Raw genomic sequence first — 26072 nt, forward strand, 5'->3', positions numbered from 1 at the left:
TGCTATCCCATTGCAACCGATTGTTCATTTCTGTTTGACTCCAAGTCACTCACCGAGCATTATTTAAGCCACTTTTCGCCGACGAGCAACCTTCACAACACCGACAACGGCAATCCCAAAGCCAGCCGCTACCAGGATCACACCACCCGTGCTCCCACCGGTCGTCGTCAAGGTGGCACCGCCAAAGGTAGCATCACTACTGGTCATCGAAATATTTTGACTCGAGGTCGCAACCACACCAAGATCACTCAAGGGTAAGCTCATTTCAACAATTTCATAGTTGCCGTGGCTATCCTTGGGACGTGAAATCATAGCCTGTGCACTGCTAATCGTCCGACCGTTGGCGCTAACCGTTACGGCCTTGGCCTTGCCGGCCCCAAGGCCTTTAGCTTTACTCAAGGCAATGCTGATGGTCTTGTCACCAACCTTCAATGAATAGCTGCTGGGCAATGACACAAATCCGTGTTTATTATCGTTAGGATTCGTGTTCATATAGAAGTAAACGGTGCTATCATCCGCCACGAGTGAGGCTTTAGCATCTCCGTCCAGATTCGTCATCGGCTTGTCACTCCAGTCGCTAAAATCACCATCAATACTGATGTTCAACTTGCTACTAGTCGTTGCCGCTCGTGCGGTAGTGGCTGCACTGCCGATCCAAACAAGGCTTACACAAGTTAGCAGAATCCAAAATGCCTTACGCATAGAAATCTCCTCCAATCGCCATCACCCAGCAATTCGTACATCGGCTCAAATATTTTGGCCACGTAATGGTTGCCTCAAGTGTACGCTGTATTTTTAACGAAGATACCCTCGACTTAAAGGATGTGTGTAAACATTTAAGCTAGTTTTAAGGTTCACCAAACTTGTTCTCCTTATCCTTAAAATAGTCCTAAAAGTCTGCATCATTATCTGTCTTTTCCGCCCCCCCCTCTACTTACTACTAATGTAATTTCGGCCAATTTAGTCGCATTATTTTGTCAAAGTTTACGAATTCTTTAGAACCAAAAGGCCAGCTCCATTTCCAGAGGCTGACCTGAACTGATTCTCAACTATTCTACTGAGGTTGTTCGCTATCGCTATAATATTGCGGCGTTGGCGCACTCAGTGGGTGTTGCGCCAACCAAGCCACGATTTGATGGCCTAAATTCTCACCCATCGGTGCGGACGCCGCAATCTGGGCCTTCGTGATCTGATTGACGTGAATCCCAGCCGTCACCGTACAGCTACCTAGAAGCATCGGCTGAACCACCTTAGCAACCCGTTCACCAACAAAATTGTCCTTGTGGAACCGACCGTCGTGACTGGGATACTTGATAGTCTGCATCGTCGTATCCCGCGTCAGCGTGGTCACGTCCCCAATATGGGGATTGCTACCGCCGGTGACGACGATCAGCAAGTCCTTGCCAATCACCGTCACGTCGGCGTCAATCGTGTAGTTTTCCTGTGTCACACTGAACTTGGGCATGCTAATCCCCCTCCCAACGTTTGGCACTAACCTCGTGAATCCCGAAGGCGTCGAGCACCTTCATCGTCTGATGGTCGACGAGATCCTGAATCGTCTGGGGATGGTTGTAAAAGGCCGGAATCGGGGGAATGATCTGTGCACCGAGCTTGGCCAACTTGGTTAGATTCTCCAGATGAATTACGCTGAGCGGCGTTTCTCGCGGCACAATGACCAGCTTACGTTGTTCTTTGATCGTGACATCGGCCGCCCGGGCAACCAGGTTCTCACCGAACCCATAGGCAATGCTGGCCACTGTCTTCATGCTGGCGGGCACAATCACCATGCCATCATTTAGAAATGACCCACTGGCAATTGTGGCCCCCTGGTCGCGGTCGCTGTAGACCACATCGGCCAACGCCTTAATCTGCTCCAGTGTGTAGTCCGTTTCCAACGCCAAGTTTTTCTTCGCCCAGGCACTCATGACCAGGTGCGTTTCAACATCGGGTAGGTCTCGTAACTTTTTAAGCAGATCGACCGCATAAATCGTTCCGGAAGCCCCGGTGACGCCAATCACAATCTTCTTCATTCCCCATCACTCCCTTTACTTTAAGTACTTTTGCCAGTCCGGCACCTTCATGAATTGGGCTCGCACGAACTGATCCTTCATATCAAACGGCACCGTCCCGTCGATCATCAGCTTGGAAGACATCCCCTGCGTTCGAATCGACTTAGGATCGTACGCCGGACGTTCGGATGGATCCAACGGATGATTTCGCATACCTGGCAGCACCAGGAGATCTTGGTCGGCCTGGAACCGCGTATTGACGGTCCACATCGCATCATTCATATCGAAAATATCTACATCTTCACCGACCAAAATAACCGTCTTCAATTCCTTAAACGCCGAGAAGGCCAACAGGGCCGCCTGTCGCTGAATCCCTTCATCGGCCTCGTCCTCCTTGTGAATCTGCATGATGGTCATCAACTTACCCCCACCTGCTGGCGGATTGTAGACGTTGCGGACCTTGCCGGGAATGGCCCGGTTGGTCAACTCTAAAATGCTGGCTTCGGTGGGGATCCCTGCCATGCTGACGTGTTCTTCGGAAGGACCGATAACACTCTGCATGATGGGATTCTCGCGGTGAGTCACGGCGGTTACCTTGATGACCTGTAGTGCTGGATTGGCATCGCCGTCGTAGCCAGGAAATTCGGGCATGGCCTTCCCAGTATGGGTGTTGATGTCTTCTTGAATGCGTTCGTTGGGCATGATGTAACCTTCCAACGTAAATTCGGAACGCGCGATAGCATTTTCATCGACGGTCAGCGCTGGTGTTAGGCCAACGGCTTCTTGGCGAATCGCACCGGCGACACCCAATTCGTTGTACCCGAGCGGGGTGGTCGGTGGCTCGAAGGTACAGCCAATGGTAATGGCGGGATCTAGGCCGATATTGATGGTCACGGGCATCGGTTCGTTAACCGCCTCGTACTCCTTAGCAAATGCGCCAATGTGCCGACCACCAGGCATAATGTAAATGCCCAATTTATCCTTATCTTCTAGCACCATCCGGTGAATCGTCACGTCACTCATCGTTTTAGCCTTGTTGGACCCCAGCACAACCCCTACGGTAATGTACGGGCCGGCATCTTGCGGTGTATTGGTCGGCGCCGCCACGAGCTTGCGAATGTCGAAGTCGGGATCAGTCGCTTTGTGGACGACTTCATGAGTGGGTGCATCGTCAACCATCACTGGTGGAATAGGGTTCTCGACGGAATCGTTGAGAAATTGTCCCAGCGTGTGATAGTCATGATGAAACATCATGCCAACTCGCTTGCGGCTGGCCATTAGTCCCGTCAAGACTTTGGTCCCGGGGAAGCCAGTCACGTTATTAAACATCATCGCGGGACCTTCCTGCGTCGGCCGTTCAACGGTCCCACCGGCACCGATGTAGCGGTAAACACCGGAGAGTTCGGCGTTGGGATCGACGGCCACATCGGTCGCATGGTACTGACCGGGATGCGTCTGCAATTCGGCCAACACCTTGCGTAAATCATAGGGTTCATTTGTCATTTGATTACCTCCTACATGTCAGTTGTGAAAAGTTGTCGCCTGCGGCTCCCAGGAATTCCACCTGCTGTGGGGACGCTCCAGCCTGAGAAACGGGCTTCCGACTCAATTTGAAGCCACGAAAAAACACGTGTCTTCAAGATTGCCCGTGGTGTAAATTGGCAAAAATCACCAATTAACGCCACCTCCACGGCCGGCTCCATCCCTGGCCTCCTCCGGCTAAGATAACTTTCTGCCATAAATACATCCAAAAATCGAATGTGCAACATTTTATCAGACTACCTTATGGCTCGCTTCTCAATGACAATCACCATCCAACTGCGTTCAACTTTCAATCACTTTATATCTCAACCTTAATCTCCAAAACTCTTGCAAACAAATCATGTTTCGACTAACGTTATGCTTAAATGGAATAACAGAGCTTTAAGCTTTATTGCCTGTCAGAAAGGACGGCCTCCCATGACGCTAGATGATTTCTACAGCTTCATCGTACTCTACCAGATTCGTAATATCTCCGATGCCGCCGTCGAACTCAATATCACGCAATCAGCATTGTCCAAACGCCTACGTAGCATGCAAGACGAGCTGAATACCAAACTGATTTCTACGCGGAATAAGCGCCAACTGACCATCACAGAAAGTGGCGAGGTCTTCTTTCGCTATGCCCAGACCATCACATCTCAATATCAGTTGATGCAGACTGAACTCCAGGACTATAAGACCTTACAACGAGGCACCTTACACATCGGGAGCGTTCCCGTCATGTCGCAGTACGGCTTAACTCGCAAGATGAGTCAGTTCATGCACGACTTCCCGCAGATCAATATTCGCTTGGAGGAGCTACAGGGAGCCGACCTCCTCAAACACCTCCAGAATCAGGAACTTGACCTGGGAATTCTCCGCGATGTCCAGAGTCAGCAACTCAACAAATCCCAATTTGAAGCAGTTAATCTGGACACGGATGAGCTGCGAGTCGTCTTGCCCGCCGACCATCCCTTGGCCCAGCAAGCGGCAATCAGCATGACCGACCTGCGCGACATTGAAATTGTCACGCTCAATCCCGGTTCTGGTGTTTACGAAAAGATGGAGGCTCTCTATCAAGCGGCCGGTTTCACCCCCAACATTCGCTTTACCACCCCGCACATTGAAACTTTGCTGGGCATGATTGCCCATACGCAACGCGTCACCTTCCTATTCGCCAAGGCCGCGCAGCCCTTCCTCACCCCGGATTACGTGACCCGACCATTCAGTCAACCACTGATCAGCCACCTACAGCTCGTCTATCCTCGTGGCACCCTCACTCAGGCCGCCCGCCGCTTTGTGAGCTACCTTGAATAAGGCCCCTACTTACTACTAATGTAAATTTCGCTGGATCAGTCGCACGTTTTTTTACTTCTTAGGAGGAACTTAACTAATGGACTACTTGCTCATTTTGCGTGGTATCAATGGCGGAAGCTACCATCAGATCAAAATGGCTACCTTGCGAGCTCTGTTAACTGCCGGGGGCCTCGTGAATGTCACCTCGTACGCCAATAGCGGGAATCTCTGCTTCACCAGCGACCAGTCTCAACCGGCTTGTGAGCAACAGATTGCCACCATTCTCGGTACCAACTTTGACTTCCCTATCAACTTTGGTGTCTTCACCAAAACGACTTTCCTTACTGAGCTTAAGCAGGCCCCAGCATGGTGGGGTAGTCCGGACAATCGCCAACACATGTGTCTATTCAAACTAAAAAATTACGCGGAGCACGATGGCTGGCTTCGCGACCACCTGACACCAATCGATCAAGTAGCGACGACACCGCATCTTATTTTCTGGTCGGTCGTAGCAAGCGGTAATTTCCAGCATTCCTGGTATGGCCAAGTCTGGGGAACCGCCTTCTACGCTCAAACCAGCACGCGTAGCTATCGAACGACCCGTAGACTCTGGCAACTTCTACAAGAACGCACAACATGATATAATTGAGAAGACGCTTACATTAATGAATCGAGCAATGGTGATGGGCCTCAGCATTTCATAGCAGGAAAGGAATTGTTGGCATGAACTATCTCTTACTTCTACGCGGCATCAACGTGGGTGGCAATCACAAAGTTCCGATGGCAACCCTGCGCGACCTCCTGACGACCGCTGGGTTTACGGCTGTGCGGTCCTACATCAACAGTGGCAATCTGTTCTTCACCAGTGATCGTTCCGTTATGGACTGCAATGTTCTCGTTGCCCAAATACTGAACCGTAATTTTGACTTTCCCATCGACTTTCGCCTGTTGACCCAGCCGGAGTTTCTCGCCGACCTCGCCCAGTCACCGACTTGGTGGGGTGCTGACAACACGCTACGTCACAACGCACTGTTCAAGCTGAACACCTATGACGAGGCTCATGACAGCTGGCTCGTCGACCACGTGACCGCCGACTATGACCAGGTGCTGATTACGCCCAATGTCATCTTCTGGACCTCGACACTGCGGACCCATTTCAGCCGCTCGTTCTACTCAAAGATCATGGGCACCCCGTTCTACAAGCAGACCAGTGCCCGCAACTACAATACAACCCATAAACTTAAACAAATTTTGGAGGAAACCAATGATTAGAAATGTTGTTCACGATCCCACGCAACTCAGTACGAAGGCCCAACCAGCCACCAAACTCGACACAGCGGTCGTCACGGACCTACTCGATACTCTAAAAGCCAATAGCGAGAATTGCGTCGGCATGGCCGCCAACATGATCGGCATTAACAAACGAATCATCGTGGTCGACATGGGCGTGCTCCCTGTAGCCATGATCAATCCCCAGATTACCAAAAAAGCCGGTCCCTTTCAGACCAGCGAAGGCTGCCTGTCACTGACCGGTGAACGGCCAACGACACGCTACCAAACGATTGACGTGGACTTTTTAAATCAGACCTTCCAGCGTCAGCACCAGACCTTTACCGGTTTCGTGGCCCAGATTATTCAACACGAGGTTGACCACTGCGAGGGTATCGTCATTTAGCAAAGGAGGATTTTGAACATGACTGAAGAAGAAAAAATGTTAGCGGGTAAACTCTACGACCCATCCGACCCTCAGCTTCAAGAACGACTCCACTACGCTCATCGGCTGTCTCAGGAATACAATTGGACCTTTGATGATGAGACCGACAAGCGTGAAGAAATTCTCCAGAAATTGGTTCCCAACCACGGTGAAGGTACCTACCTTCAGGGACCGATTTTCTTTGACTACGGGAGTTATACTCACCTGGGTAAGCACTTCTACGCCAACGCCAACTTTACCGTGCTGGACTGCGGGTACGTGACGATTGGCGATAGTGTCTGGTTCGGTCCCAATGTCACGCTGGTAACGCCCATGCATCCCCTGCGCTACCAGGAACGGAACCTTCAACCGCACGCAGACGGCTCACTATTCGACATCGAATACGACAAGCCCATCAAGATTGGTGACAATTGTTGGTTCGGTAGCAACGTGACGGTTATCGGCGGCATCACAATCGGCAACGGCTGTGTCATCGGTGCTGGCTCGGTCGTCACCCGTGATATCCCCGATAACTCGCTGGCTGTCGGCAATCCCTGCCGCGTTGTGCGTGAAATTACCGAGGAAGATTCGATCAAATACAAACCCGAAATTCACTAGAAACTAAAAATAGCTCACCAGAAATCCCGTTCTAACAGGATTTCCGGTGAGTTATTTTTTCTTAGTTATGACGCCACAGCTGATAACTACCCCAACAAAGCAACCCGAAATCGAATAACATCAGAATTCCCCACAACCACAAATAATCCGTGAGCAACGGTGAATGTTGCGTGTGCAGGAGGTCGGCGGTCATGCCCAAGATGATGAGACCGTTGACCAGCAACCCGATGCGTTTAGCCATTAGACTTTTGGCGCAAGCCGTCACAACGACCACGACCAGGATTAAGGAAACCGCCACGACGTCTGGATTGTGCCAGCTAAAGTCCAAGCCAAGACTGCTCGTCGATGAGGGAACCAGCGACATGACTAACAAGAAATATAGACTGCCGAGCCCCGTCAGTAGCGGTACGTACCCGTAAAGTTTACTCATGACTCACGCCACCCTTTCTCAGTGTTTGCGCTAACCATAGGTGATTTAACTCGGAAAGTAAACTGAAATGCGGGGGTTACGGCAGTCAGTAAAAAAGGCCACGCCGCAACGTGGCCTCAGATACTAGGCTAAAAAGTATTTAATCTTGCTGGCTAACGTCGGGAAGATATACAGCTGTTGTTGCCGCCAATCAGCCACGGTCTGTCCCGACCCGATGACCCCAGCCAACTGGTTGATGTCGTCGGTTGCCGTCTGACTGACCTCTGAAGCCCCAACCAAGCGATTCTGTTGGTCAAAGATCCCGACTAATTCGGCATCCTCGTCGTTCGTCCCAGCATAGGCAAAGTCTGGTGACAATGCCAAGCGCTTGATTCGGTAGTCGCTGTTGCCGACTGCTTGGGCAACGGGCATGCCGACTTGCGCAATCTGAGGAAAGGTAAATGAACCAGTCGCCATCACGGGATATGCGATGGGTGCCTGTGCACCTGCCGCCAAATATTCGCCCTCAAACTGGGCAACTGGCGTCAATTGTGGGGCCACGGCAGGATCCTTACTGATAACATCCCCGGCCGCATAGATGCCGGCGACGTTGGTCTGTAAGTGATCATCCACCAAGATACCGTGACGGTCGGTGGCAACCCCAGCGACATCCAATGCTAACCGATCGATGTTGGGTACGCGACCGGATGAGTCGATGACATAATCCGAATCGTAGTGTTGTCCCTCGGCCGTTTCAACGGTGAAACCAGTCGCCATTTGCCGGACGGCATTGACGGACTGCCCGAAGTGGAAACGAATCCCCCGCTGCGTCATCTGCTTGACAACTATTGCGGCATGATCGGGATAAAAGGCACCTAAGGCATGCGGCGAGTGTTCGATAACTTCCACCTGAGCGCCAGCTGCACTGAGGACCGTGGCCAGTTCCATGCCCACATAACCACTCCCAATGAATGTTACCCGTTTGGGAAGCTCGGCAAGGTCTAAGACGTCGTTGCTAGAGTGCGTGTATTCTTGCCCCTGAATCGGTAAATGATTGGCTTTCAACCCGGTTGCAATGACAATTTTGTCGGCCTGATAGGCTTGGCCGTTGACCAGCACCGTCTTGGTATCGGCAAAGGTTGCCGTCCCCTGTAGTGTCTGTACGTAATCCGTGGTCATCGCTGACTGTGCGTTGTCGGGATACGGCGCAAACGTGGCCTGCTTAGCTGCCATCAGCGCTGCCCAGTCAATCTTAGCGGCTTGTTGAATGCCCCGACCTTGTAGTTGCTGTCCAATCAGGACGTTGCGGACGGCCCCTTCGAGGAAAATCTTAGGTTCGCATCCGTAATTGGGGCAGGTCCCACCGAACCGGTCGTTATCGATAATCAGTGCAGTCTTGGTACTCTGTTGTTCCTTAAGCGCCGTCGTTAAGCCAAAGGCAGCTGGACCGCTACCAATCACGATGTAGTCAAATTGTTTTGTCATCTTTCACCTCATATAATTTAAATTAGTCTGCGTCTAAAACTTTCTGTAACGCTGCTGCGAATAATGGTTTCGGCCGAGCACCAACCAGGCGATCAACCACTTGGCCATCTTTTTTGATTAGAAATGTCGGGATTCCTTGAACGTTGAAGCGACTAGCAACTTCCTGGTCGTGGTCGACGTTAAGTGATGTGAAGGTAACCTTCGTTTTGAAGTCATCACTTTCGGAAAGACTCTTTAAGATGGGATCCATCATCTTACATGGCGGGCACCAGTCGGCCCGAAAATCAACGACGGTAACCCCGGTATTTGTCTCCTGTTCAAAGTTTTGGTCATGAATTCCTTTAATCATTTGTAGCCCTCCTGGATACCCTATTAGGTATTTAATGGTTGATTGTGAAGTTCTCGGCTAAGAGCATACAATAACGCACCTATTCCGTATAGAATCGCGGTTATCGTAAATTTTGATTAATTATCTCTTCGCAATCAACAACGTTTATCAATATACCCCCATAGGTATTTTAATGCAAGCTTTTTTATTTAAAAGTAAGCAAAAAGCGCACAACATCTATCGTGCTGTGCGCTGATAAAGCCTACTCTGTTGCGGGTCGGCAAAGGTTGTCGATCCAATCAAAAAGTTCTGGCAAATCATAGTCACCGCTGTGAGGCCGACCCCATGGCAGGGCAAAATCCACGTCAAGACCGAGATTTTGTAATTTAGTTGCTAGAATCACAGGAATAGCAAACGCCGTATCCCGATCGACAGCCCCGTGACGTATCCGCCAGTGCTGGGCAATCTGACTCTGATGAGTCGTGAGATAGGTCAACGGATTGATGGCCGCTACCAGACTGGCATCCGCCCACTGTGCGGGAACCGCACTGTGTTTCTGTGCAAAAGCCGTGAAATGCCGCGCCGCTATCAGCCGACTGCCGAACAGACTCGTTTCCGGACTGCTCAAGTCGAGCGCATCAAAAGCTGGCACCCGTTTCATCCGGGTAATACCGCGGAGATAGGCCGACCAATCCAGACTCGCCACCCGACCGTTGTTGACCTTAACTCCCTGAAAAATCGTCACGTCAGTCCCAGCTGCGAGTGCTCGCTGGGCAGAAGCAGTCAGATAATCCGCGATAAACCGACGAAAACTACCGGCCCCATCAGCCTGAAGTTGTAAAGGGTTGCCGGCATGATCCTTCAACTCAAGGTGATTGAGATAGGGAATGAATGCCGATTTTAATTCGTTGGAAAGCTGTTGCTCGGTTGCCGTCAATTCGCCGGAGAGCGATGTCCGGTGAGCTTGGTTATTCACGACAGTGTAGCGCTGCTGGTGCCACTCAGCCAGATCGTTGAACTGCCACTCGTAAGCGGCATCGGCGTGCTCCAGGTTGTGAATGGGACAATAGGCAGAGACAGCAAAGATGTCATCGGTCGCCGGGGCTGCCCCCAAAGCTTGAAGCGGCGTCTCGAAAAAGTCGGCATTACCGCTGGCACCGGCGAGGGCTGCGGTCGCCCCACCGGCACTGGTGCCGTTGGTAATAATCCGATCCGGATTGCCGGGTAGCCAACCAGCGTTGAATTTGACGTAACGAATGGCCGCCTTCATATCGACGATAAATGCGGGCGCTTTGCCACTATATTCCCCCTGGGCCGTCTTGGAGGTCCGACCACGTAGGCCGGCGGAAACGACGACGTAGCCGCGCACCAAGGCTTGTAGAATTGTCGCTCCTCGACTAAAGGATTCCTGGTTGCCGGGAAAATCACGCGGTCCGGGCAGGTAACCGCCAACCGTGTTGGGCATGAAGATGGGCGCCGTGACGCGTGTGTAGCCGTTGACCCGGCCACCCGTGAAGTATGGCTCGGGCACAAAGACATTGAGCTGCTGAATAGCATCGACCGGCATGGTCACGTAGTCCAGGCCAAGAAAGGCGCGGTACCGCAAGACTTGCCCATCAATGGTCACCTGTGCCGACTGATAACGTGTTTCATCAAATTTCAGTGGGGTCGTCATCGCCATTCCTCCATTCTGTATTGGGGATCGTTTCCCTTAGCTTAGTGGAAAGTTGTGGCGGGTGCAATGAATGCGGGTTGCTTTGTTGCGCTATCGGAAATTTATTGGACAATATTTCTTCTTGCCTTGGAGTCGACTCAAAGGTTTATACTTCGTTTATTGAATTTCGAAAGGAAGTTTTCAACGATGATTAAAGATAAAGTTGTATTGATTACGGGTGCCTCTTCAGGAATTGGTGCCGCTACTGCCAAGCTGCTAGCAAGTAAGGGTGCCAAACTAGTGTTAGGGGCGCGCCGAGAAGATAAGCTTCAACACTTAGCTAAAGAAATTGAAACCGCGGGCGGAACGGTCGCTTACCAAACTATTGATGTGACCGACGCTGAAGCCAACAAGCGAATCGTTCAGTTTGCCAAGGAAACCTTTGGTAAGCTCGACGTTATCTTCCTTAATGCCGGTTTGATGCCAAATTCTCCCCTCTCAGAATTAAAGACTGACGAATGGAACAGCATGGTTGATGTCAACATTAAAGGCGTCCTCAATGGGATTGCGGCGGTTCTTCCCACGTTTAAAGCTCAGAAGTCGGGGCACGTCATCGCTACGTCTTCAGTCGCTGGCCTCAAGGCCTACCCCGGTGGCGCAGTCTACGGCGCAACTAAGTGGGCTGTCCGCGATCTGATGGAAGTGTTGCGGATGGAATCAGCTCAAGAAAATAGCCATATCCGAACGGCTACGATTTACCCCGCTGCAATCAAGACGGAGTTACTCGCAAATACAACTGACCCAACAACTCTCAAGAGTGCTCAGGCCCTTTACGATGAATATCAAATCAGCCCTGAGCGAGTGGCCAACGTGATTGCCTTTGCAATCGACCAACCGGATGACACCAACGTGAGCGAATTCACGGTAGGTCCTACTGATCAACCATGGTAAACTATGGGTATTATGAAGATTAAAGAAGTTTCTGCCAAATTTAACGTTCCCGCTGACACCCTGCGCTACTGGGAAAGAGTGGGCGCCATCCCACCCGTTAACCGTAACGCAGCTGGCTATCGGGACTACGATGATGAAGATATCGATTGGATTACTTTTGCTAAGTGTATGCGTGAAGCTGGCGTGAGCATCGAGTATTTAATCGAGTATATTACCCTGTTCAAGCAGGGAGATGCGACGCTCCAAGCACGCAAGGACTTGCTACATGAACAGTTAGATACGATTGCGCAACGTCTCCATGAAATTCAGCACACGTATGACTTGATTAAGGATAAGGCTGATCACTATGAAGCTCATGTTGAAGGATATCGTGGGAAGTTATTACAGTAATCTTTTAGAGACGGATTACTAAGACTTAGAAGCAATGATTAAGCACAAAACGCCGCTTTAAATAGACAAGCAGATGGTATGTTTTTTCTCGTGACAAATTTTTAGGTAACCCGTTTTACTTACCGCAGGCTTCCCCATCTATGGTACTATCAGGACAAGGTGTTCATCACCAATTAGGAGGCGCTTTCATGACTGTCATTACTGATTATATCGAAGATACAGATGTTAAACAACAGCCCCAGTTAACCGCCATGTATCAGATTCTCAAAAAATTACTGCCCGAAGCCACCGAAAAGATGAGCTATGGGATGCCCGCCTTTCACCAAGGCAAGGACATCGTTTACTTTGCGGCAATGCAGAATCACCTGGGATTCTACCCCACGAGCACACCGATCATTCAGTTTGAAGATGACTTGGAAGGCCGCTATAAATATTCCAAAGGTGCCATTCAATTCGACTATAACAAGCCGTTGCCCGCGGACCTGATTACGAAAATGGTTCAGTTTAAGCTAGATGAAATTCAACATAAATAGATGAAAAGTGGTCGGTTCTTCTATAGAATCGACCACTTTTTAGTAGATTTAAATTATCGCTCCAAATACCTGTCTCGAGACCACACAAGCCATCGTTACAGCTGCCAATGTGACAGTTTGCTTAGCCGGAGGAGGCCGAGGATGGCGCCTGCAGTGACGACGGAGTTAGACCGGGCGACTGCTTCTTCCCGGCCTTACTCCGTGGGACGCGTTTGGAAACTCGCATGAATTCAGCGAGGTTTCAAACCGAGCCGGAAGCCCGCTCTCTGGCTGCAGGCGATCCCCACAGCGGCAGAATCCTCGGCAGCCGTAGGCGACAACTCTCACCATTCGCTTGCTAGTCTTCACTGCCCATCATCCGGCCGACAAACGCTGCCAGGATGGCCCCAACTTCTGGGGCAACAATGTACAACCATAAGTGAGACAACGCACTGCCGCCAGCGAACACTGCGGGTCCGAATGACCGTGCTGGGTTCAACGATCCACCGGTCAGATTCAGGGCCACAATGATCAGGAAGCCTAACGTCACCCCAATTGTCAGCCCCGCAAAGTCACCGTTGCCGTGACGGTCGCTCGTCACGTTTAAGATAACCAGCAGGAACAGGAAGGTCACGAGTGCCTCAACCAAGAAGGCTAACCCCGTGGAAATCTTAGGGAAGTCCGTTTGACCTAATTGGTTCGTTGCCAGGCCCAGTCCACCGACAAATAATTTCATAATAGCTGATGCTGCGGTGGCACCCAAGACTTGCGCCACGATATACCAGATGGCATCGCGCCCGGAGATTCGCCGGTTGATCAACATTGCCGTGGTGACGGCTGGATTAAAATGTCCACCGGAAATGCCACCAAAGGCATAAGCTGATACCGTAATGGCCAGCCCAAAGGCCAGCCCAATCGTTAATGTGCTACCGGCTGCCACGGTCACGGCACCGGTCCCTAAGAACACCAACATGAAGGTGCCCAAAAATTCTGCAGTATATTTCTGCATGTTAATTCCTCCAATCAAATTCTCTGTCGAACTAACATTATTATAATATAAATATTTCGGGAACGCTCCCAATACGCAAATTACTTAACGCATCCGCTAGTTAACACGTAACTTTTCTCTAGTCTCATGCCTCTGCTGCAACGATTGCCGTAATGGCTGCTGAGATGCCGTGAACATCATCTGCTAATGACAAGGACGGCATATTTGGCTTGTCTGTGACCTGATTCGGTAGAAATGGAATATGCATGAACCCGGCTCGTAACGTGGGAAACTCTGTAGCACGTAGGTATTGAACCTGATACATGATGTGATTGCAAACGTAAGTCCCCGCCGTTGTTGAAACCTGACTCGGCAACCCAGCCGCCTGGATGGCCCGAACCATCGCCTTAATTGGCAGTTGCGTGAAATATGCAGCATCCCCTGCTGGCTGAATCGGCTGATCCACAGGCTGTTGCCCAGCATTATCCGGAATGCGACCATCACTCAAATTAATCGCGACCAGTTCCGGCGTGATGGCCGCGCGTCCTCCCGCCTGGCCAATGCTCAAGACAACATCTGGTTGCTCCGCGATAATAGCCGTTCGAACCACTTCGGCACAGCGATTGAATACCGTTGGAATCTCTAGTTTAACGATATCGGCTCCAGCAATCTTGTCCGGCAACCGTTTAACTGCCTCAATAGCTGGATTGGTGGTCTCACCACCAAATGGATCGAATCCTGTGACTAATATTTTCATGTCGATGACCTCCCGAATTGTTTGATTTCAATTATACTGCTCTCGCAACCCTAACGGCGATTCATCCGGGTTCTCACTAATTGCCAAATCATATAGATAGACGAAATCAGCTAACAATCATCTTCCGTAGACAAGTCGCCCACTAACTGATATCATACTCTCATTGCTTTATCGCTGTAATATCAGTGAAAACGGGCATGCATAGTGCTAAACGCCTATCAATTAAATTAAGCAGTGTGCGGATTGCACATCGAAAGGACCTGTCAGATGAATAGGGAAGATTTTCTTCTAAAATCAATTCAATGTTCAACCATCGATGCACTGACGGACTTAGCTGTAACCTATCTCGACCAGGCAATCATGCTAGCTGATCAATCCGGTCGCATCATCAGCAACAGTCGTACTCCTCTAACTCAGGTTCCCACGGACTGGCTGGATCCCAAGGCTAGCTTACCTCTGTATCGTCACGATCGGCTAGAATTCACGCGTCATATCATTAATCCAATGGCATTGAACAAATGGTACCTCTTCATATCACAAACCAAGGCGTACCCGGCTGTCCCCGATCAAGCCCAACTCGTCATCCGGGTCATGAATAGTTTCATCGACCGGTATGCGCTAAATCCCAATCAGAGTGAGGTCAACAGCCTCTTTAGCCAGTTATTGACTCAGCCAGCACAAACGGATACGACCCTCTTGCAGCCACTTCTTGGGGACAAGATAGTCTGCGTGACCGCTACGCCTGAAGCTGGCGCCACTAACCAAACGGCCTTTGTTCAACAGCTCCGTGATCTCATCTCACCAATGCCAGTGGCTGAGAATCACCAGCACCTGATTTTTCTGCTGAACGCGGACGACCTGTCCCAGTTACGACCGAAGTTAAACCAGTTGGGAACATTCTTCCACCATTATTTCTTCATTTCAGAGGCTTACAGCGATGTCAGCAAAACGGCTGAGTTCCGTAGTATCTGTGAACAGGCCGCCCAAATAGCTCAGAAATTGCGCACGTTGGCAGTGGTCAATTTCACACAAAAATACAATATTTATGTGATTCTTTCTCAAGTGGATAATGCATCCCTATTGAAGAATACCATGTGCTCGCAGCTCCTATTCCTCCAAAAATACGACCGCCAACACCACAGTGAATTATTCAAAACTCTCTTCGAATTTCTGGAAAATGACTGCAAAATCAGCGTCACAGCTGACCAGCTTCACTTGCACCGCAACAGCTTAACCAAGCGGTTGCAGAAGGTTCAAGACCTCATTGCCATCAACTTCGATGACCCCGACAAGACCTTTGGCCTCCGACTTAGTTACCGCCTATTCAACTTCTTACAAATTTAACGATGAAAGGACCGGTTTTAAATGGCTCTAACTCAACTCAATCTAGGCAGCGAACTCGGCCTAGAGATTCTCCACCAGCGCTGGTACGCATTAGTTCTTTATCAGCTCGATCCAGCCCCCACGGACTTCATGGATCTGCGAGTCACAGTCCGCGGTATCTCAACGTTCAATCTCCTATTGCGGCTCAAGCGCCTGAAGGAATGGGGGCTAATTGAAACACTCCCCGAAGATGATTACAGCTATCGGTTAACCAAGGCTGGGGAAATGTTCCACCAGATTTTACGGGAATTAGAGGACTGGGGTAACGACACCTTGGAGAATAATTTAGCGATATAACTAAAATGGCGACCCGTTAAACCGGTCGTCATTTTTTATTAATCTGTTTGTGAAAGCGCATCATTATAAGCATTATCATACTTATTTAGGGGATACACGAACGCTGTGTATCAATTTCGTATGGTTCTTGTATTGGTTTGCCTAAGCCTGCTGACAAAGGGGTAGCCATCAGGTATGCTGAATTTGTAACAAAAAATGAAAACGCACTCTCAATTTTGAAAGGCAGGTATTTTCATGAAAATTAGACAACGGACTTGGACCAGACGGGCAGCGGCCATGCTCTCATTGGTTGCTGTCACCCTTCCCATGGTAACCAACGTGACGACCGCAAGTGCTAAGACGAAGCAACCTAACGTGGCGGCTTTGTTGGAGCCCCATGAGGCGAACTATGGGTACTTAGTAGACGAATATCACCAAAATTTGGATAACATGACCTACATGACCCCAACTAGTGACCCCGTAATTGGCGTCATTACAGGATTTACTAAGTATTGGGATAAGGGAAAAGTGATCGATAAGGACATGATTGATCTCAACCTTGCCAAGTCCGCTAAGGTTACCGAAGAACGTTCCTATAGTGAGATGGAACGGGCCTACTTCAGTGACCGTCGTGACCTGCGTTACAATTTAATTTCAGGATTAGGACCTTACGCCCCAGCGTTCATTAAAAATGCCAACGCCCAAACAAATTACCTTTCCATGCCTAGTACCCCACTACCTGCCAACTACAGTCCAAAGAACCCCAAGTGGGCGACTCAGGACTCTCAACTGGGCGCACTCGTTAAACTTGTCGATGTCGCTGAGGGTTCTCCTTACTCTGGCATCAATTCACCTAAACACTATGTAGCCATGCCGCGGCCTTACCGCCTAAGTAAAGCTGTCAAACCATTACCAGCCGTTGAGAACATCATGGCCCATGCTAAGCCAGATTCCTTTGACTTACCAAGTGGCCATACTACCGCTGCATTCGATAGCGGTATCGCCTTTGCCTATGCCCTGCCACAACGCTTCCAACAACTGGTAACCCGTTCTTCTGAAGTGGGTTATGACCGAATCATCGCTGGCCGTCATTCACCATTAGCCGTCATGGGTGGCCGGATGACTGGTACAGCCATTGCGGCTGCTGTCTTGAACGATCCCGCCAACCAAAACGCCGCCAAGGCCGGCTATGAAGCCGCGCAATCTAACGCGCTGTTGGGCAGTAAAGATACCACTGCTCAAGACGACTTTAAGAGCTACGAAAAGAACCGTCAAGATTACCGTTATCGCATGACTTATGGCTTCGATCAAACCGGCGATACTACTCAAGAAATGCGCGTCCCTAAAGGTGCCGAAGTCTTGCTTAAAACACGCTTACCTTATTTAAATGACACCCAACGTCGCGCTGTCCTCTTTACCACGGGAATGCCTTCTGGTTATCCTGGGATGGACGATGCCGAGGGTTGGGGCCGCTTGGACCTCTTCTCCGCGGCTAATGGCTACGGTTCCTTCTTAAACAACGTCAAAGTTAACATGGATGCCAAGAAGGGCACCTTCAACGCTAAGGATACTTGGAAAAACCAAATCGGTGGTACTGGTAAGCTGACTAAGGCTGGTACTGGCCAACTCACCTTGAGCGGCGCTAACCGATACACCGGTGGTACTGAACTCCAAGGTGGTACCCTTCAAATTGCCAACGCCACTGGCTTGGGTAAAGGGAACGTTAAACTAGCTAAGGGTAACCTGAAATTAGCAACGACTAATGTCACCGTTCGTGGGCAATTCCAACAAGCTAAGGCTGGTAAGCTGACGATGAGTCGCGACGGTCGCTTAACGATCAAGAAGACTGCTAAGTTCAATGGGACCTTAAAGGTTACCAAGGGACAACTCAAAAAGGGCGCCAAACTGATTACCTACAAGAAACACACTGGTAAGTTCAAACACGTTAGCGGCCTACCTAAGGGGTGGCACGTGGTTTACAAGCCGCATGCCGTAAAACTCGCCAAATAATTTCTAATCCTCCAAACAATAAAGCGTCGAATCGTTAGGATTCGGCGCTTTATCTCTCTATTCACCTGAGTTGCCCTATTCTTTGAATTGAATCTTAACGTAATCTCGATACAACGGTAAGCTTGCCATCAGTTCATGGTGCGTGCCGTGACCGCTGACGTGGCCATCTTCAATGAAGTAGATATTGTCAGCATCAACGATAGTACTCAAACGATGGGCAATAATTAACGTTGTTCGGCCCTTCATCAGCTCCGTCAGAGCTTGTTGTACCATAGCTTCCGACTCAGAATCCAGACTGGCTGTAGCTTCGTCCAACAAAAGAATCTTAGGATCACGTAGAAAGGCCCGTGCAATCGCTAACCGTTGGCGTTGACCACCACTAACCTTCACACCCCGTTCACCCACTTGGGTGTCCAGGCCATCCGTCATCTTAGCTACGAAGCCGTCCGCAGAAGCCAGTTTCAGTACGTGCCACAACTCCGAATCCGTAAACTCTCGGTCCGCACCATACGTCAGATTATGACGAATCGTGCCAGCCATAATCGCGGAGTCTTGACTGACGTAGCCAATCTGTGACCGCCAATCGCTGAGGTTGAAGTCCCGCACATCCGCACCACCAATGGTCACTTGACCACTCTGAGGCTGGTAATAGCGTTCCAGCAAGCCAAAGATTGTGGACTTCCCACCACCGGATGGTCCTGCAAACGCAACGACCGTGTTGGGCTTGGCTTCAAAATTCACATCGTGTAAGATTGGCTGGCCGTCTTCGTAAGCAAAGTCAACGTGTTCCATAGCCAATGTAGCATCGCTAACGGACTGGGCCGTCCCCTCACTCAGCGCTTCTTCCGGTTCACTCAGCAACTCGCGAACCCGTTCAGTGGATCCATTAGCCTTGGACAAGTCGGTAAAGAACCGGGCCAACGTACCTGCGGGACCGATGATTTGGAACAGGTACATCATGAAGGAAAACATTGTCCCCATGCTCATTGTTCCTGCGGATACCCGCACAGCCGCGTAAGCCAGCACGCCCACAAAGACCGCCAACATGGTCGCCGTCATCACGGGACTAGCGATGGCATCATAAATTGCTTCGCGCAGGCCAATCTGGTAAAGGTCCTGAATCTGCTGAGTCCCCGTCTGTGTTTCATAGCCCTCGGCATTAGATGACTTGACCAAACGAATTTCACTGAGCGTCTCGTCAGTCTCACCACTAAAGGCAGCCATGGCATCCTGCCGTTGATGACCAATCTTACCGGATTGCCGCATAATCGGCCACATGACAAGCATCATTAGAGGAACGGCACTGAACATAATGGCCGTCATTCGCCAATCCATCAGAAGCATAATGACGAGCGCTCCTACAAGTTGAAAGAGTGAGGTCACCATCTGGGGAAACGAATTTGCCAGTAGATTCTTGATCTGCATAGTATCGTTGACCAGCCGTGAAGTCATCTCCCCGGTCTTCACGTTGTCAAAGTAACTCACACGGAGTCGTACCAACTTTTGCCAGAGGTTGCTCCGTAAACGGGCGACAACGTTCTCGCCGAAGAACCCCAACAAGGCGCCAGAAACAGCGCTAACAGCGGCACTCACGACAAATAAAATCACGACACCAATCAGTAATGGCTTGTTCATTGTATGCCCCAAGCCATTGATTAGCGACTGCGCAAACTTAGGCACTGCTAATTGGGCACCCGTTGCAATCAAGCCTAGGGTCAAGCCGACCCAGAGCTGCCAATACTTCGGCTTAGTCTGTCGAATCAAGTGTAAAAATCCTTTGAAATCAAACTTGCCTGTTCGCCGTTGCTTGGCGGTCCGTGGCGCTACCATTCTACGTTCCATCTCTATTTGCCTCCGGTATTGCTAAAATTTAAAAGCGTGGGCGACCCATGCCACCCATGCCGCGGTGTGGCCAGTCTGTTGGCCGGTGTCCCATGAAGTCGCCCCAATCAAGGTCAGCGACCTGATGCGTCAACTTCGTTAATAACTGTTCCAATTGCGCTTGCTCATCCGGTGTCAATCCACCAAATAATTCATCGGCAGTCGTATCAACGTGCTCATCGTACTGAGCGAAAAGCTCTTTCCCTCGTTCGCTTAGCTGGACAATGACCGCCCGCTTGTCGGTTGAACTGGGAATCCGTTCAACGAAGCCAGCGTCAACTAACCGACTAATGGTTGCACTCACGGAACTTGGCCGAATATCGAGCAATTCAGCAATCTCGGCATTCGTAAGACCATTCGGTGACTGCGCCAAGACCTTCAGCAACTTACCCTGACCACGATTACCACCGTGTGGTCCACCATGGCCACCCATCCCGGCCTGATGCCCCACTGCCATCAAAAAAGCCCGGTTTTGCAGGAGCTTCCCAAAACTTTTTAATAAATCACGACTCGAATCTGTCATGTTAATTTCCTCCTCGTTTTCTTGATGCTGACAATATTAGCATCTTAGTTAGCTTTTGTAAACTAAAACTAACTAAAAACTAACATGTTTATGACTTGATTCGATATATATAATCTCGTATCCCATTAATACCAACGTTTAGCACAACAAAAATAATTTAAAACTATAACAAAAAACGATGCGTTCCCCGCATCGTTTGCTTAAATTTACGATTTAGCTTGCGCGATCACGAAGTAGTTGCCTTCGGGATCTCTGAAATTAAAGGTCGCGGTTCCAGCATTCTTCACAATTTCACCCGCAGTTGCCAATCGGTCATGTAGGGCATTGAAGTCCTTGCTATAGAACATTAAGGATGGTGTGTTCCCTAAGACCTCTGGTGAATACCGCCGAATAAACGCCTTTGCAAAGAAGGATAACTCCACGTTTGGTGCGACTTCTACCACAATATTGTTAGATTCATCTGGCAAAGCATTAACCTCAACCACTTTTGCACCCAACTCATCCTGCCAGAACTGCACAACCTGTTCCACATCATCGACATACAGCATTGTCCGCATCTTCTGCATGACCCGTCACCTCACTGATTTATTTGATTACGTTCATCCTATCATGAAAAGAATTTGATGCCAATTCCAAATTTAGCTGGCTATTCTCCTAAATATCGCGTACACTAGGTAATGCAGGCCACGCCTGTCCAGTTGCTCTGTACATTCCAGATGTATCCTATGGATCAACTGGTGCCCTCATCTAGGATTGATGGGGGCTTTTTTTGCGCTCATTTTGATTGTACCCCGCAAAACAAGACTAACCATTACCAACGAAAAGGTTCATGATCCACGCCAATCACGACGCCGATCATGAACCTTTTTAACGTATTCCAGGCTGTTTCAGTTGTCCTTGCTTTACCTATTTCACTCCCGTATACTTCTGGTTAACGAGTCGATCACAGTTCGATACCATGCCGGATTCTCCTGGGAAAATCACAAGCTTCCCTGTCAGCCATCACCGTTTTCCGGCATCAAAAAAGGTTCGCTAACGCCCCGCCAACCGGCACGTTTCGCGAACCTTTCTGTTACGCATTTTTAGACTAGTCGTCTAAGTACTGCTTCGTTGCAGCCACAATGTCTTGCAGCCCAACCTTAGCATCGGAGAAGAACATCTGCGTGTTATCCAACGAGAACAGTGGGTTTTGGATACCTGCGTACCCGGTACTCATTGACCGCTTAATGACAACCACAGACTTCGACTTGTCGACGTCCAGGATAGGCATCCCAGAAATCTCATTTCCACTTTCACGAGCCAGTGGGTTGGTAACGTCGTTGGCCCCGATAACCAGGGAAACGTCGGTACTTTCAAACATTGGGTTGGCATCGTCCAACTGCTTCATCTGATCATAAGGGACGTTAACATCGGCCAACAGCACGTTCATGTGCCCAGGCATCCGCCCAGCAACCGGGTGAATAGCGTAGTTAACGTTGATACCCTTTTCCGTCAGAACCGTTGCCAATTCAGCAACTTCGTGTTGGGCTTGCGCTGCGGCTAACCCATACCCAGGAACAATCATGACATTCTGCGCGTAGGCCAGCTGCAGACCAATATCATCGGCTGAAGTTTCTTTAACATCAACTGGCACATCTGGACCAGCGCTACCACTGTCACTATCGCCAGTCCCAAAGCCACCGGCTAAGATATTGGCAACGGAACGGTTCATTGCTTCGGCCATTTGCAACGTCAGGATCGTCCCGGCGGCCCCAACTAAGGCACCAGCGATGATCAGGACTTGGTTATTGATAACGAACCCAGCAAAGGCAACGGCCAAACCGGTAAAGGCGTTCAAGAGTGAAACGACAACCGGCATATCGGCCCCACCAATTGGCAAGGTCATCAGTAACCCGAAGATCAGCGCCATGGCTAAACCAAGAACCACGAACCAGATGTTGGTTGGCGTTGCCAGCATGAACCAGGCAGCGACCAGCATCCCTAAGACCACGATAATGTTAACTATTTTGGCGCCAGGGAAGGTAATTGGTTTCCCTGGAACTTTCCCAGACAACTTTCCAGTCGCAATCAGCGAACCCGAGAAGGTAATCCCCCCGATGATCACGTCAAGAAATACAGGAATCGAGAACGCAAGGCTTAAAGCAACCCCGTCACCCTTCATCAGGTAATCGAAGATCCCGATAACGGCAGCGGCACCACCACCCACGGCGTTGAACAGACTAACCAATTGTGGGACATCGGTCATTGGCACCTTACGTGCTTTGATGACCCCATATGAGAGTCCAACTGCTAAGCCGGCGATAAGGACAATCCAACCAGTAGCGGTAATCTTACCATCGGCCACGACTTCGATAATAATCATAATAACGGCCATAAACATACCGATGGCGGAAAGCCCATTCCCTTTGCGGGCAGTCTTAGGAGAACGCATCATGTGCACACCCAGGACGTAGCACACCGCGGAAATTAAGTAAATTAAAGAGGCAATCGTTTGTAGGGTACTCATTTGGAATCATCCCCCTCTGATTTTGCTTTTGGTTTACGGTCGAACATGCCGAGCATCCGGTCGGTAACGGTATAACCACCCGCCACGTTGATCGCCGCAAACACGGCACCAAAGAATGCCAAGATGTAGAAGACCCAACTATTGGCTTCAGCGGCAATCACAAAGGCCCCAACCACAACGACACCATGAATGGCGTTGGCCCCGGACATCATAGGGGTTTGCAGGGTTGCTGGGATTTTACTCATAACTTCAAACCCAACCAATAGACTTAAAACAAAAATTGCTAGATTCGTAAATAATTCCTCACTCATCACTAATCAGCTCCTTTCGCGTCGTCTTGATCTTCAGCCGGCGTTTCAGGTTCTTCTGGTTCTGCTGGTTTACGTTCCGGCAGTTCCATGACAGACCGTAGCCGGTTACTAATGATTTCACCGTCATAGGTTGCCAAGAGTTCACCAACCACCTCATCGTCGATGTCAAAGACTAACTTGCCGTCCTCGTTTACATCATTTAAGACGGCTTGCACGTTCTTGGCGTACATGTCAGAAGCGGAGGCTGGTAATTGACTGGCCATATCGCCGGCACCCACAATTTCGGCACCATTTGGCGTTGTGACCGTTTCACCCGGCTTCGATCCGGCAACGTTCCCACCTAAATCACTGGCGGCTAAATCCATAAATAACGTCCCGGTCTTAGCTTCGTCCACAGACTTCTGGGTAACCAGCAGTGGTGGCCGCCGCCCAGGCACTTGCGCGGTCGTGATGATCACGTTGTTTTGGGCGATAAATCCTTCCAATTCTGCTTGTTGCTGTGCGGTTTCTTCCTCGGTCAATTGCCGAGCATAGCCCCCTTCACCGGTGGCAGAAACGGAGGTCGTCAGGAAAGTTGCCCCTAACGATTCCACTTCGCCCCGTGAAGCTGGCCGAATATCGTAACCGGAAACCATGGCCCCTAACCGTTTAGCGGTCCCAATGGCTTGTAGTCCGGCAACCCCGGTCCCTAAGACCAACACCTTAGCTGGCTTGGCAGTCCCGGCGGCGGTGATCATCATTGGGAAATACCGTGAGAAATGATCCGCAGCCATCAGGCCTACCTTGTAACCAGCAACACTGGCTTGCGAACTCAAAACATCCATTGTTTGGGCCCGCGAAACCGTCCGAGGTAAGAGTTCAAACGCTAAAGCTGTAATCTTCTTGGCGGCTAATTTCTTAACAAAATCAGTATCCGTCAGTGGTGATAACAATCCAATCAGTGCTTGTCCAGCCTTCATCTGATCAATGGTTGCATCATCTGGTTGAGCAATCGTGGCGATTACAGTTGCTTGCATAATCGCTTCTGCGCGGTCAACGACTTTGGCACCGGCTTCGGTGTAGACTACATCCCGATAGAAGGACCGTTCCCCAGCACCTTGTTCAATCAGTACTTGGTAGTCATTCTTGACGAGCTTACGTACGACGTCCGGTGACAATGCGACCCGGTTTTCACCAGGCGCTTCTTTTAAAACCGAAATGGTAATTGCCATTCAACACATCCCCTTTTTGATAAGCTGTTCACAAGTTAACTATAAAGCATTTTAGGTTACAAAACAATGCTTTCAGCTCCATTTGTGCACAAGCAACAATTCTTTGTGCCACGCGGCAGTAAGTGCTTCCAGAGTTCAATGATATCACAAAATATTTTTCCATTTGAGCACTGAATTTTCGACACAATTAGTTAAGTGGGCTTGATAACAAGTTTTAACATTCACAAATAAAAGTGATGACTTTTTTTCAAATGTAACTTATTGGCCTAGACCCGGCTTATTTGTCTACCTACGCACTTCAGATTGACCATGCCTAATTTCCAACCGACTCATTACCATCCCATTGTGTCGGTTTCTCATTGGTTCGACCACTCTCGAGGTGCAATTTACGACTCTTTTCAGTTGTATCACTGCTATTTTTCATTCGCACCCCTTTGCTAATTCAAGGCCCAGCGATTAATCGCCTCACTCACCCCAGATTCAAAATCTGCTAAGGTCACGTGAGTTGCTACCGCTTTGACTGCCGTTGAAGCATTTCGTACCGCAATGGCGCCGCCGACTTGCTTAAGCATCGCCAAGTCATTGGCACTATCGCCAATGCCCATAATCTCTGCTGGCGAAATACCTAGGCGCTGTCCTAGCGCGATTGTCGCTTGCCCCTTATCAACACCCACGGGGTTCACTTCCATGTAACGGCCCGATGAGAAAGTACACGTTACCGGTTGCGTGACCTGTTGCTTCACCGCTACTCTCGCTGCTTGACGAACTTCCCCATTTGGACTCATCGCAATTACTTTCATGATTCGTCCCAATCGAAACTGCGAGAAATCACCACGCATGGTTGTTGCAGACACACCTCGCGTCTTCAGGTAAGCCAAATCATCTACTTTCGGATGATAGATTGCCAATCCCCGCAACGTATACACATGAATTGCCACATCAAACTGCTGTAAAACTTTAAAGACTGCTGCGGCCACTTCATAAGGAAGTTCATGGCTCATCAAGACATGATTGTCCCAATTTTCGACGGTTGCCCCACCATTGTATGAGATCACATACTGATTGGGTTGATTCCACAAGTCAAGGCGGCGTAAGAGCGGTTGGATGCTCAAGAAACTCCGTCCCGTATTCGGCACAAATTTAATGCCCATTTGTGTGGCTCGCTTGATGGCAGCAATATTTGCAGTTGAAATACTACCATCCGCTCGGAGCAGCGTTTCGTCCAGATCACTCGTAATCATTCGGTACATTTTCATTCCCCCAATTGAATGAAGAGTCCGAGAATAGTTCCCGAACTCCTCATTTAATCGTTCACGTTTACTCTCGAGTCTGCTCTCGTCAGCAATCGATCATCATAACG

Annotated in this window: 28 protein-coding genes; 11 read left to right on the top strand and 17 right to left on the bottom strand. The window is 49.8% G+C overall.

Annotation, left to right across the window (positions count from 1 at the left end):
• Positions 1-63: 63 nt before the first annotated feature.
• The 4 genes from EKM73_RS05785 to EKM73_RS05800 form a co-directional block, all read right to left on the bottom strand.
• Positions 64-702, bottom strand: coding sequence for a Firmicu-CTERM sorting domain-containing protein (locus tag EKM73_RS05785; RefSeq protein ID WP_125701034.1), 639 nt, complete (start codon positions 700-702; stop codon positions 64-66).
• A 352-nt stretch (positions 703-1054) separates the two neighbouring features.
• Positions 1055-1465 (bottom strand): prenylated flavin chaperone LpdD, encoded by a 411-nt coding sequence (gene lpdD / locus EKM73_RS05790; protein WP_125701035.1) that lies wholly within the window; start codon positions 1463-1465, stop codon positions 1055-1057.
• 1 nt (position 1466) lies between these two features.
• Positions 1467-2030, bottom strand: a complete 564-nt coding sequence (locus EKM73_RS05795; RefSeq protein ID WP_125701036.1) for a UbiX family flavin prenyltransferase — start codon at positions 2028-2030, stop codon at positions 1467-1469.
• 15 nt (positions 2031-2045) lie between these two features.
• Positions 2046-3512, bottom strand: coding sequence for a UbiD family decarboxylase (locus tag EKM73_RS05800; RefSeq protein WP_125701037.1), 1467 nt, complete (start codon positions 3510-3512; stop codon positions 2046-2048).
• A gap of 456 nt (positions 3513-3968) precedes the next feature.
• Between EKM73_RS05800 and EKM73_RS05805 the strand changes: the two genes are divergently transcribed.
• From EKM73_RS05805 to EKM73_RS05825, 5 genes are all read left to right on the top strand, one after another.
• Positions 3969-4847, top strand: a complete 879-nt coding sequence (locus EKM73_RS05805) for a LysR family transcriptional regulator (RefSeq protein WP_125701038.1) — start codon at positions 3969-3971, stop codon at positions 4845-4847.
• A gap of 76 nt (positions 4848-4923) precedes the next feature.
• Positions 4924-5466, top strand: a complete 543-nt coding sequence (locus EKM73_RS05810) for a DUF1697 domain-containing protein (RefSeq protein ID WP_125701039.1) — start codon at positions 4924-4926, stop codon at positions 5464-5466.
• Between the two features lie 83 nt (positions 5467-5549).
• Entirely contained in the window at positions 5550-6098 is a 549-nt protein-coding gene (locus EKM73_RS05815) for a DUF1697 domain-containing protein (RefSeq protein ID WP_125701040.1), read from the top strand.
• Complete coding sequence (locus EKM73_RS05820) at positions 6091-6501, top strand: peptide deformylase (RefSeq protein WP_125701041.1); 411 nt, start codon at positions 6091-6093, stop codon at positions 6499-6501. The genes EKM73_RS05815 and EKM73_RS05820 overlap by 8 nt, the downstream gene beginning before the upstream one ends.
• A gap of 18 nt (positions 6502-6519) precedes the next feature.
• Positions 6520-7137 carry a sugar O-acetyltransferase gene (locus EKM73_RS05825; protein WP_125701042.1) on the top strand — a complete coding sequence of 206 codons (618 nt, stop codon included), beginning with the start codon at positions 6520-6522 and terminating at the stop codon, positions 7135-7137.
• A 61-nt stretch (positions 7138-7198) separates the two neighbouring features.
• On the opposite strand, the gene EKM73_RS05830 is transcribed toward EKM73_RS05825, so the two are convergent.
• The 4 genes from EKM73_RS05830 to EKM73_RS05845 all read right to left on the bottom strand — a co-directional run bounded on the left by EKM73_RS05830 (position 7199) and on the right by EKM73_RS05845 (position 11040).
• Entirely contained in the window at positions 7199-7567 is a 369-nt protein-coding gene (locus EKM73_RS05830; RefSeq protein WP_125701043.1) for a hypothetical protein, read from the bottom strand.
• Between the two features lie 123 nt (positions 7568-7690).
• Positions 7691-9031, bottom strand: a complete 1341-nt coding sequence (locus tag EKM73_RS05835; RefSeq protein WP_125701044.1) for a dihydrolipoyl dehydrogenase family protein — start codon at positions 9029-9031, stop codon at positions 7691-7693.
• 22 nt (positions 9032-9053) lie between these two features.
• Positions 9054-9380 carry a thioredoxin family protein gene (locus EKM73_RS05840; protein ID WP_125701045.1) on the bottom strand — a complete coding sequence of 109 codons (327 nt, stop codon included), beginning with the start codon at positions 9378-9380 and terminating at the stop codon, positions 9054-9056.
• A 241-nt stretch (positions 9381-9621) separates the two neighbouring features.
• Entirely contained in the window at positions 9622-11040 is a 1419-nt protein-coding gene (locus EKM73_RS05845; RefSeq protein ID WP_225421318.1) for a subtype B tannase, read from the bottom strand.
• A 180-nt stretch (positions 11041-11220) separates the two neighbouring features.
• On the opposite strand from EKM73_RS05845, the gene EKM73_RS05850 reads away from it, so the two are divergent.
• The 3 genes from EKM73_RS05850 (at position 11221) to EKM73_RS05860 (ending at position 12887) form a co-directional block, all read left to right on the top strand.
• Positions 11221-11964: an SDR family oxidoreductase gene (locus EKM73_RS05850; RefSeq protein ID WP_125701047.1), complete on the top strand. Its 744-nt coding sequence runs from the start codon at positions 11221-11223 to the stop codon at positions 11962-11964.
• 12 nt (positions 11965-11976) lie between these two features.
• A complete protein-coding gene (locus tag EKM73_RS05855; RefSeq protein WP_125701048.1) occupies positions 11977-12354 on the top strand; it encodes a MerR family transcriptional regulator in 378 nt (125 codons plus the stop codon).
• A gap of 188 nt (positions 12355-12542) precedes the next feature.
• A complete protein-coding gene (locus EKM73_RS05860) occupies positions 12543-12887 on the top strand; it encodes an iron chaperone (RefSeq protein ID WP_125701049.1) in 345 nt (114 codons plus the stop codon).
• Positions 12888-13224: 337 nt separating this feature from the next.
• On the opposite strand, the gene EKM73_RS05865 is transcribed toward EKM73_RS05860, so the two are convergent.
• Positions 13225-13875: an MIP/aquaporin family protein gene (locus EKM73_RS05865; RefSeq protein WP_125701050.1), complete on the bottom strand. Its 651-nt coding sequence runs from the start codon at positions 13873-13875 to the stop codon at positions 13225-13227.
• 124 nt (positions 13876-13999) lie between these two features.
• Positions 14000-14611 (bottom strand): pyroglutamyl-peptidase I, encoded by a 612-nt coding sequence (gene pcp, locus EKM73_RS05870; protein WP_125701051.1) that lies wholly within the window; start codon positions 14609-14611, stop codon positions 14000-14002.
• A 267-nt stretch (positions 14612-14878) separates the two neighbouring features.
• On the opposite strand from pcp, the gene EKM73_RS05875 reads away from it, so the two are divergent.
• The 3 genes from EKM73_RS05875 to EKM73_RS05885 all read left to right on the top strand — a co-directional run bounded on the left by EKM73_RS05875 (position 14879) and on the right by EKM73_RS05885 (position 18280).
• Complete coding sequence (locus tag EKM73_RS05875) at positions 14879-15955, top strand: PucR family transcriptional regulator (RefSeq protein WP_125701052.1); 1077 nt, start codon at positions 14879-14881, stop codon at positions 15953-15955.
• A 21-nt stretch (positions 15956-15976) separates the two neighbouring features.
• Positions 15977-16291 (top strand): winged helix-turn-helix transcriptional regulator, encoded by a 315-nt coding sequence (locus tag EKM73_RS05880; RefSeq protein ID WP_125701053.1) that lies wholly within the window; start codon positions 15977-15979, stop codon positions 16289-16291.
• 234 nt (positions 16292-16525) lie between these two features.
• Entirely contained in the window at positions 16526-18280 is a 1755-nt protein-coding gene (locus tag EKM73_RS05885) for a phosphatase PAP2 family protein (protein ID WP_125701054.1), read from the top strand.
• Between the two features lie 75 nt (positions 18281-18355).
• Here the strand turns inward: EKM73_RS05885 and EKM73_RS05890 are convergent, their stop codons facing one another.
• The 7 genes from EKM73_RS05890 to EKM73_RS05920 form a co-directional block, all read right to left on the bottom strand.
• The gene (locus EKM73_RS05890; protein WP_125701055.1) at positions 18356-20122 is read right to left on the bottom strand and encodes an ABC transporter ATP-binding protein; all 1767 of its coding nucleotides are present in this window, start codon (positions 20120-20122) and stop codon (positions 18356-18358) included.
• A 28-nt stretch (positions 20123-20150) separates the two neighbouring features.
• Positions 20151-20684: a MarR family winged helix-turn-helix transcriptional regulator gene (locus EKM73_RS05895; protein ID WP_125701056.1), complete on the bottom strand. Its 534-nt coding sequence runs from the start codon at positions 20682-20684 to the stop codon at positions 20151-20153.
• Between the two features lie 206 nt (positions 20685-20890).
• Entirely contained in the window at positions 20891-21250 is a 360-nt protein-coding gene (locus tag EKM73_RS05900) for a VOC family protein (protein WP_125701057.1), read from the bottom strand.
• A gap of 521 nt (positions 21251-21771) precedes the next feature.
• On the bottom strand, positions 21772-23190 hold the full coding sequence (locus EKM73_RS05905) for an NAD(P)(+) transhydrogenase (Re/Si-specific) subunit beta (RefSeq protein ID WP_125701058.1): 1419 nt from the start codon (positions 23188-23190) through the stop codon (positions 21772-21774).
• A complete protein-coding gene (locus tag EKM73_RS05910) occupies positions 23187-23501 on the bottom strand; it encodes an NAD(P) transhydrogenase subunit alpha (RefSeq protein ID WP_020089343.1) in 315 nt (104 codons plus the stop codon). The genes EKM73_RS05905 and EKM73_RS05910 overlap by 4 nt, the downstream gene beginning before the upstream one ends.
• Positions 23502-23503: 2 nt before the next feature.
• Positions 23504-24712 carry an NAD(P) transhydrogenase subunit alpha gene (locus EKM73_RS05915; protein WP_125701059.1) on the bottom strand — a complete coding sequence of 403 codons (1209 nt, stop codon included), beginning with the start codon at positions 24710-24712 and terminating at the stop codon, positions 23504-23506.
• Positions 24713-25149: 437 nt separating this feature from the next.
• Entirely contained in the window at positions 25150-25962 is an 813-nt protein-coding gene (locus tag EKM73_RS05920) for a Cof-type HAD-IIB family hydrolase (RefSeq protein WP_125701060.1), read from the bottom strand.
• Positions 25963-26072: the final 110 nt, after the last annotated feature.

Source organism: Levilactobacillus fuyuanensis, from assembly GCF_003946395.1.
Classification (GTDB): domain Bacteria; phylum Bacillota; class Bacilli; order Lactobacillales; family Lactobacillaceae; genus Levilactobacillus; species Levilactobacillus fuyuanensis.

Bases quoted from the DNA above. Each gene is read 5' to 3' on its own strand.
- EKM73_RS05785 (WP_125701034.1), bottom strand. From the start codon at position 702: ATGCGTAAGGCATTTTGGATTCTGCTAACTTGTGTAAGCCTTGTTTGG.
- lpdD (WP_125701035.1), bottom strand. From the start codon at position 1,465: ATGCCCAAGTTCAGTGTGACACAGGAAAACTACACGATTGACGCCGAC.
- EKM73_RS05795 (WP_125701036.1), bottom strand. From the start codon at position 2,030: ATGAAGAAGATTGTGATTGGCGTCACCGGGGCTTCCGGAACGATTTAT.
- EKM73_RS05800 (WP_125701037.1), bottom strand. From the start codon at position 3,512: ATGACAAATGAACCCTATGATTTACGCAAGGTGTTGGCCGAATTGCAG.
- EKM73_RS05805 (WP_125701038.1), top strand. From the start codon at position 3,969: ATGACGCTAGATGATTTCTACAGCTTCATCGTACTCTACCAGATTCGT.
- EKM73_RS05810 (WP_125701039.1), top strand. From the start codon at position 4,924: ATGGACTACTTGCTCATTTTGCGTGGTATCAATGGCGGAAGCTACCAT.
- EKM73_RS05815 (WP_125701040.1), top strand. From the start codon at position 5,550: ATGAACTATCTCTTACTTCTACGCGGCATCAACGTGGGTGGCAATCAC.
- EKM73_RS05820 (WP_125701041.1), top strand. From the start codon at position 6,091: ATGATTAGAAATGTTGTTCACGATCCCACGCAACTCAGTACGAAGGCC.
- EKM73_RS05825 (WP_125701042.1), top strand. From the start codon at position 6,520: ATGACTGAAGAAGAAAAAATGTTAGCGGGTAAACTCTACGACCCATCC.
- EKM73_RS05830 (WP_125701043.1), bottom strand. From the start codon at position 7,567: ATGAGTAAACTTTACGGGTACGTACCGCTACTGACGGGGCTCGGCAGT.
- EKM73_RS05835 (WP_125701044.1), bottom strand. From the start codon at position 9,031: ATGACAAAACAATTTGACTACATCGTGATTGGTAGCGGTCCAGCTGCC.
- EKM73_RS05840 (WP_125701045.1), bottom strand. From the start codon at position 9,380: ATGATTAAAGGAATTCATGACCAAAACTTTGAACAGGAGACAAATACC.
- EKM73_RS05845 (WP_225421318.1), bottom strand. From the start codon at position 11,040: ATGGCGATGACGACCCCACTGAAATTTGATGAAACACGTTATCAGTCG.
- EKM73_RS05850 (WP_125701047.1), top strand. From the start codon at position 11,221: ATGATTAAAGATAAAGTTGTATTGATTACGGGTGCCTCTTCAGGAATT.
- EKM73_RS05855 (WP_125701048.1), top strand. From the start codon at position 11,977: ATGAAGATTAAAGAAGTTTCTGCCAAATTTAACGTTCCCGCTGACACC.
- EKM73_RS05860 (WP_125701049.1), top strand. From the start codon at position 12,543: ATGACTGTCATTACTGATTATATCGAAGATACAGATGTTAAACAACAG.
- EKM73_RS05865 (WP_125701050.1), bottom strand. From the start codon at position 13,875: ATGCAGAAATATACTGCAGAATTTTTGGGCACCTTCATGTTGGTGTTC.
- pcp (WP_125701051.1), bottom strand. From the start codon at position 14,611: ATGAAAATATTAGTCACAGGATTCGATCCATTTGGTGGTGAGACCACC.
- EKM73_RS05875 (WP_125701052.1), top strand. From the start codon at position 14,879: ATGAATAGGGAAGATTTTCTTCTAAAATCAATTCAATGTTCAACCATC.
- EKM73_RS05880 (WP_125701053.1), top strand. From the start codon at position 15,977: ATGGCTCTAACTCAACTCAATCTAGGCAGCGAACTCGGCCTAGAGATT.
- EKM73_RS05885 (WP_125701054.1), top strand. From the start codon at position 16,526: ATGAAAATTAGACAACGGACTTGGACCAGACGGGCAGCGGCCATGCTC.
- EKM73_RS05890 (WP_125701055.1), bottom strand. From the start codon at position 20,122: ATGGAACGTAGAATGGTAGCGCCACGGACCGCCAAGCAACGGCGAACA.
- EKM73_RS05895 (WP_125701056.1), bottom strand. From the start codon at position 20,684: ATGACAGATTCGAGTCGTGATTTATTAAAAAGTTTTGGGAAGCTCCTG.
- EKM73_RS05900 (WP_125701057.1), bottom strand. From the start codon at position 21,250: ATGCAGAAGATGCGGACAATGCTGTATGTCGATGATGTGGAACAGGTT.
- EKM73_RS05905 (WP_125701058.1), bottom strand. From the start codon at position 23,190: ATGAGTACCCTACAAACGATTGCCTCTTTAATTTACTTAATTTCCGCG.
- EKM73_RS05910 (WP_020089343.1), bottom strand. From the start codon at position 23,501: ATGAGTGAGGAATTATTTACGAATCTAGCAATTTTTGTTTTAAGTCTA.
- EKM73_RS05915 (WP_125701059.1), bottom strand. From the start codon at position 24,712: ATGGCAATTACCATTTCGGTTTTAAAAGAAGCGCCTGGTGAAAACCGG.
- EKM73_RS05920 (WP_125701060.1), bottom strand. From the start codon at position 25,962: ATGTACCGAATGATTACGAGTGATCTGGACGAAACGCTGCTCCGAGCG.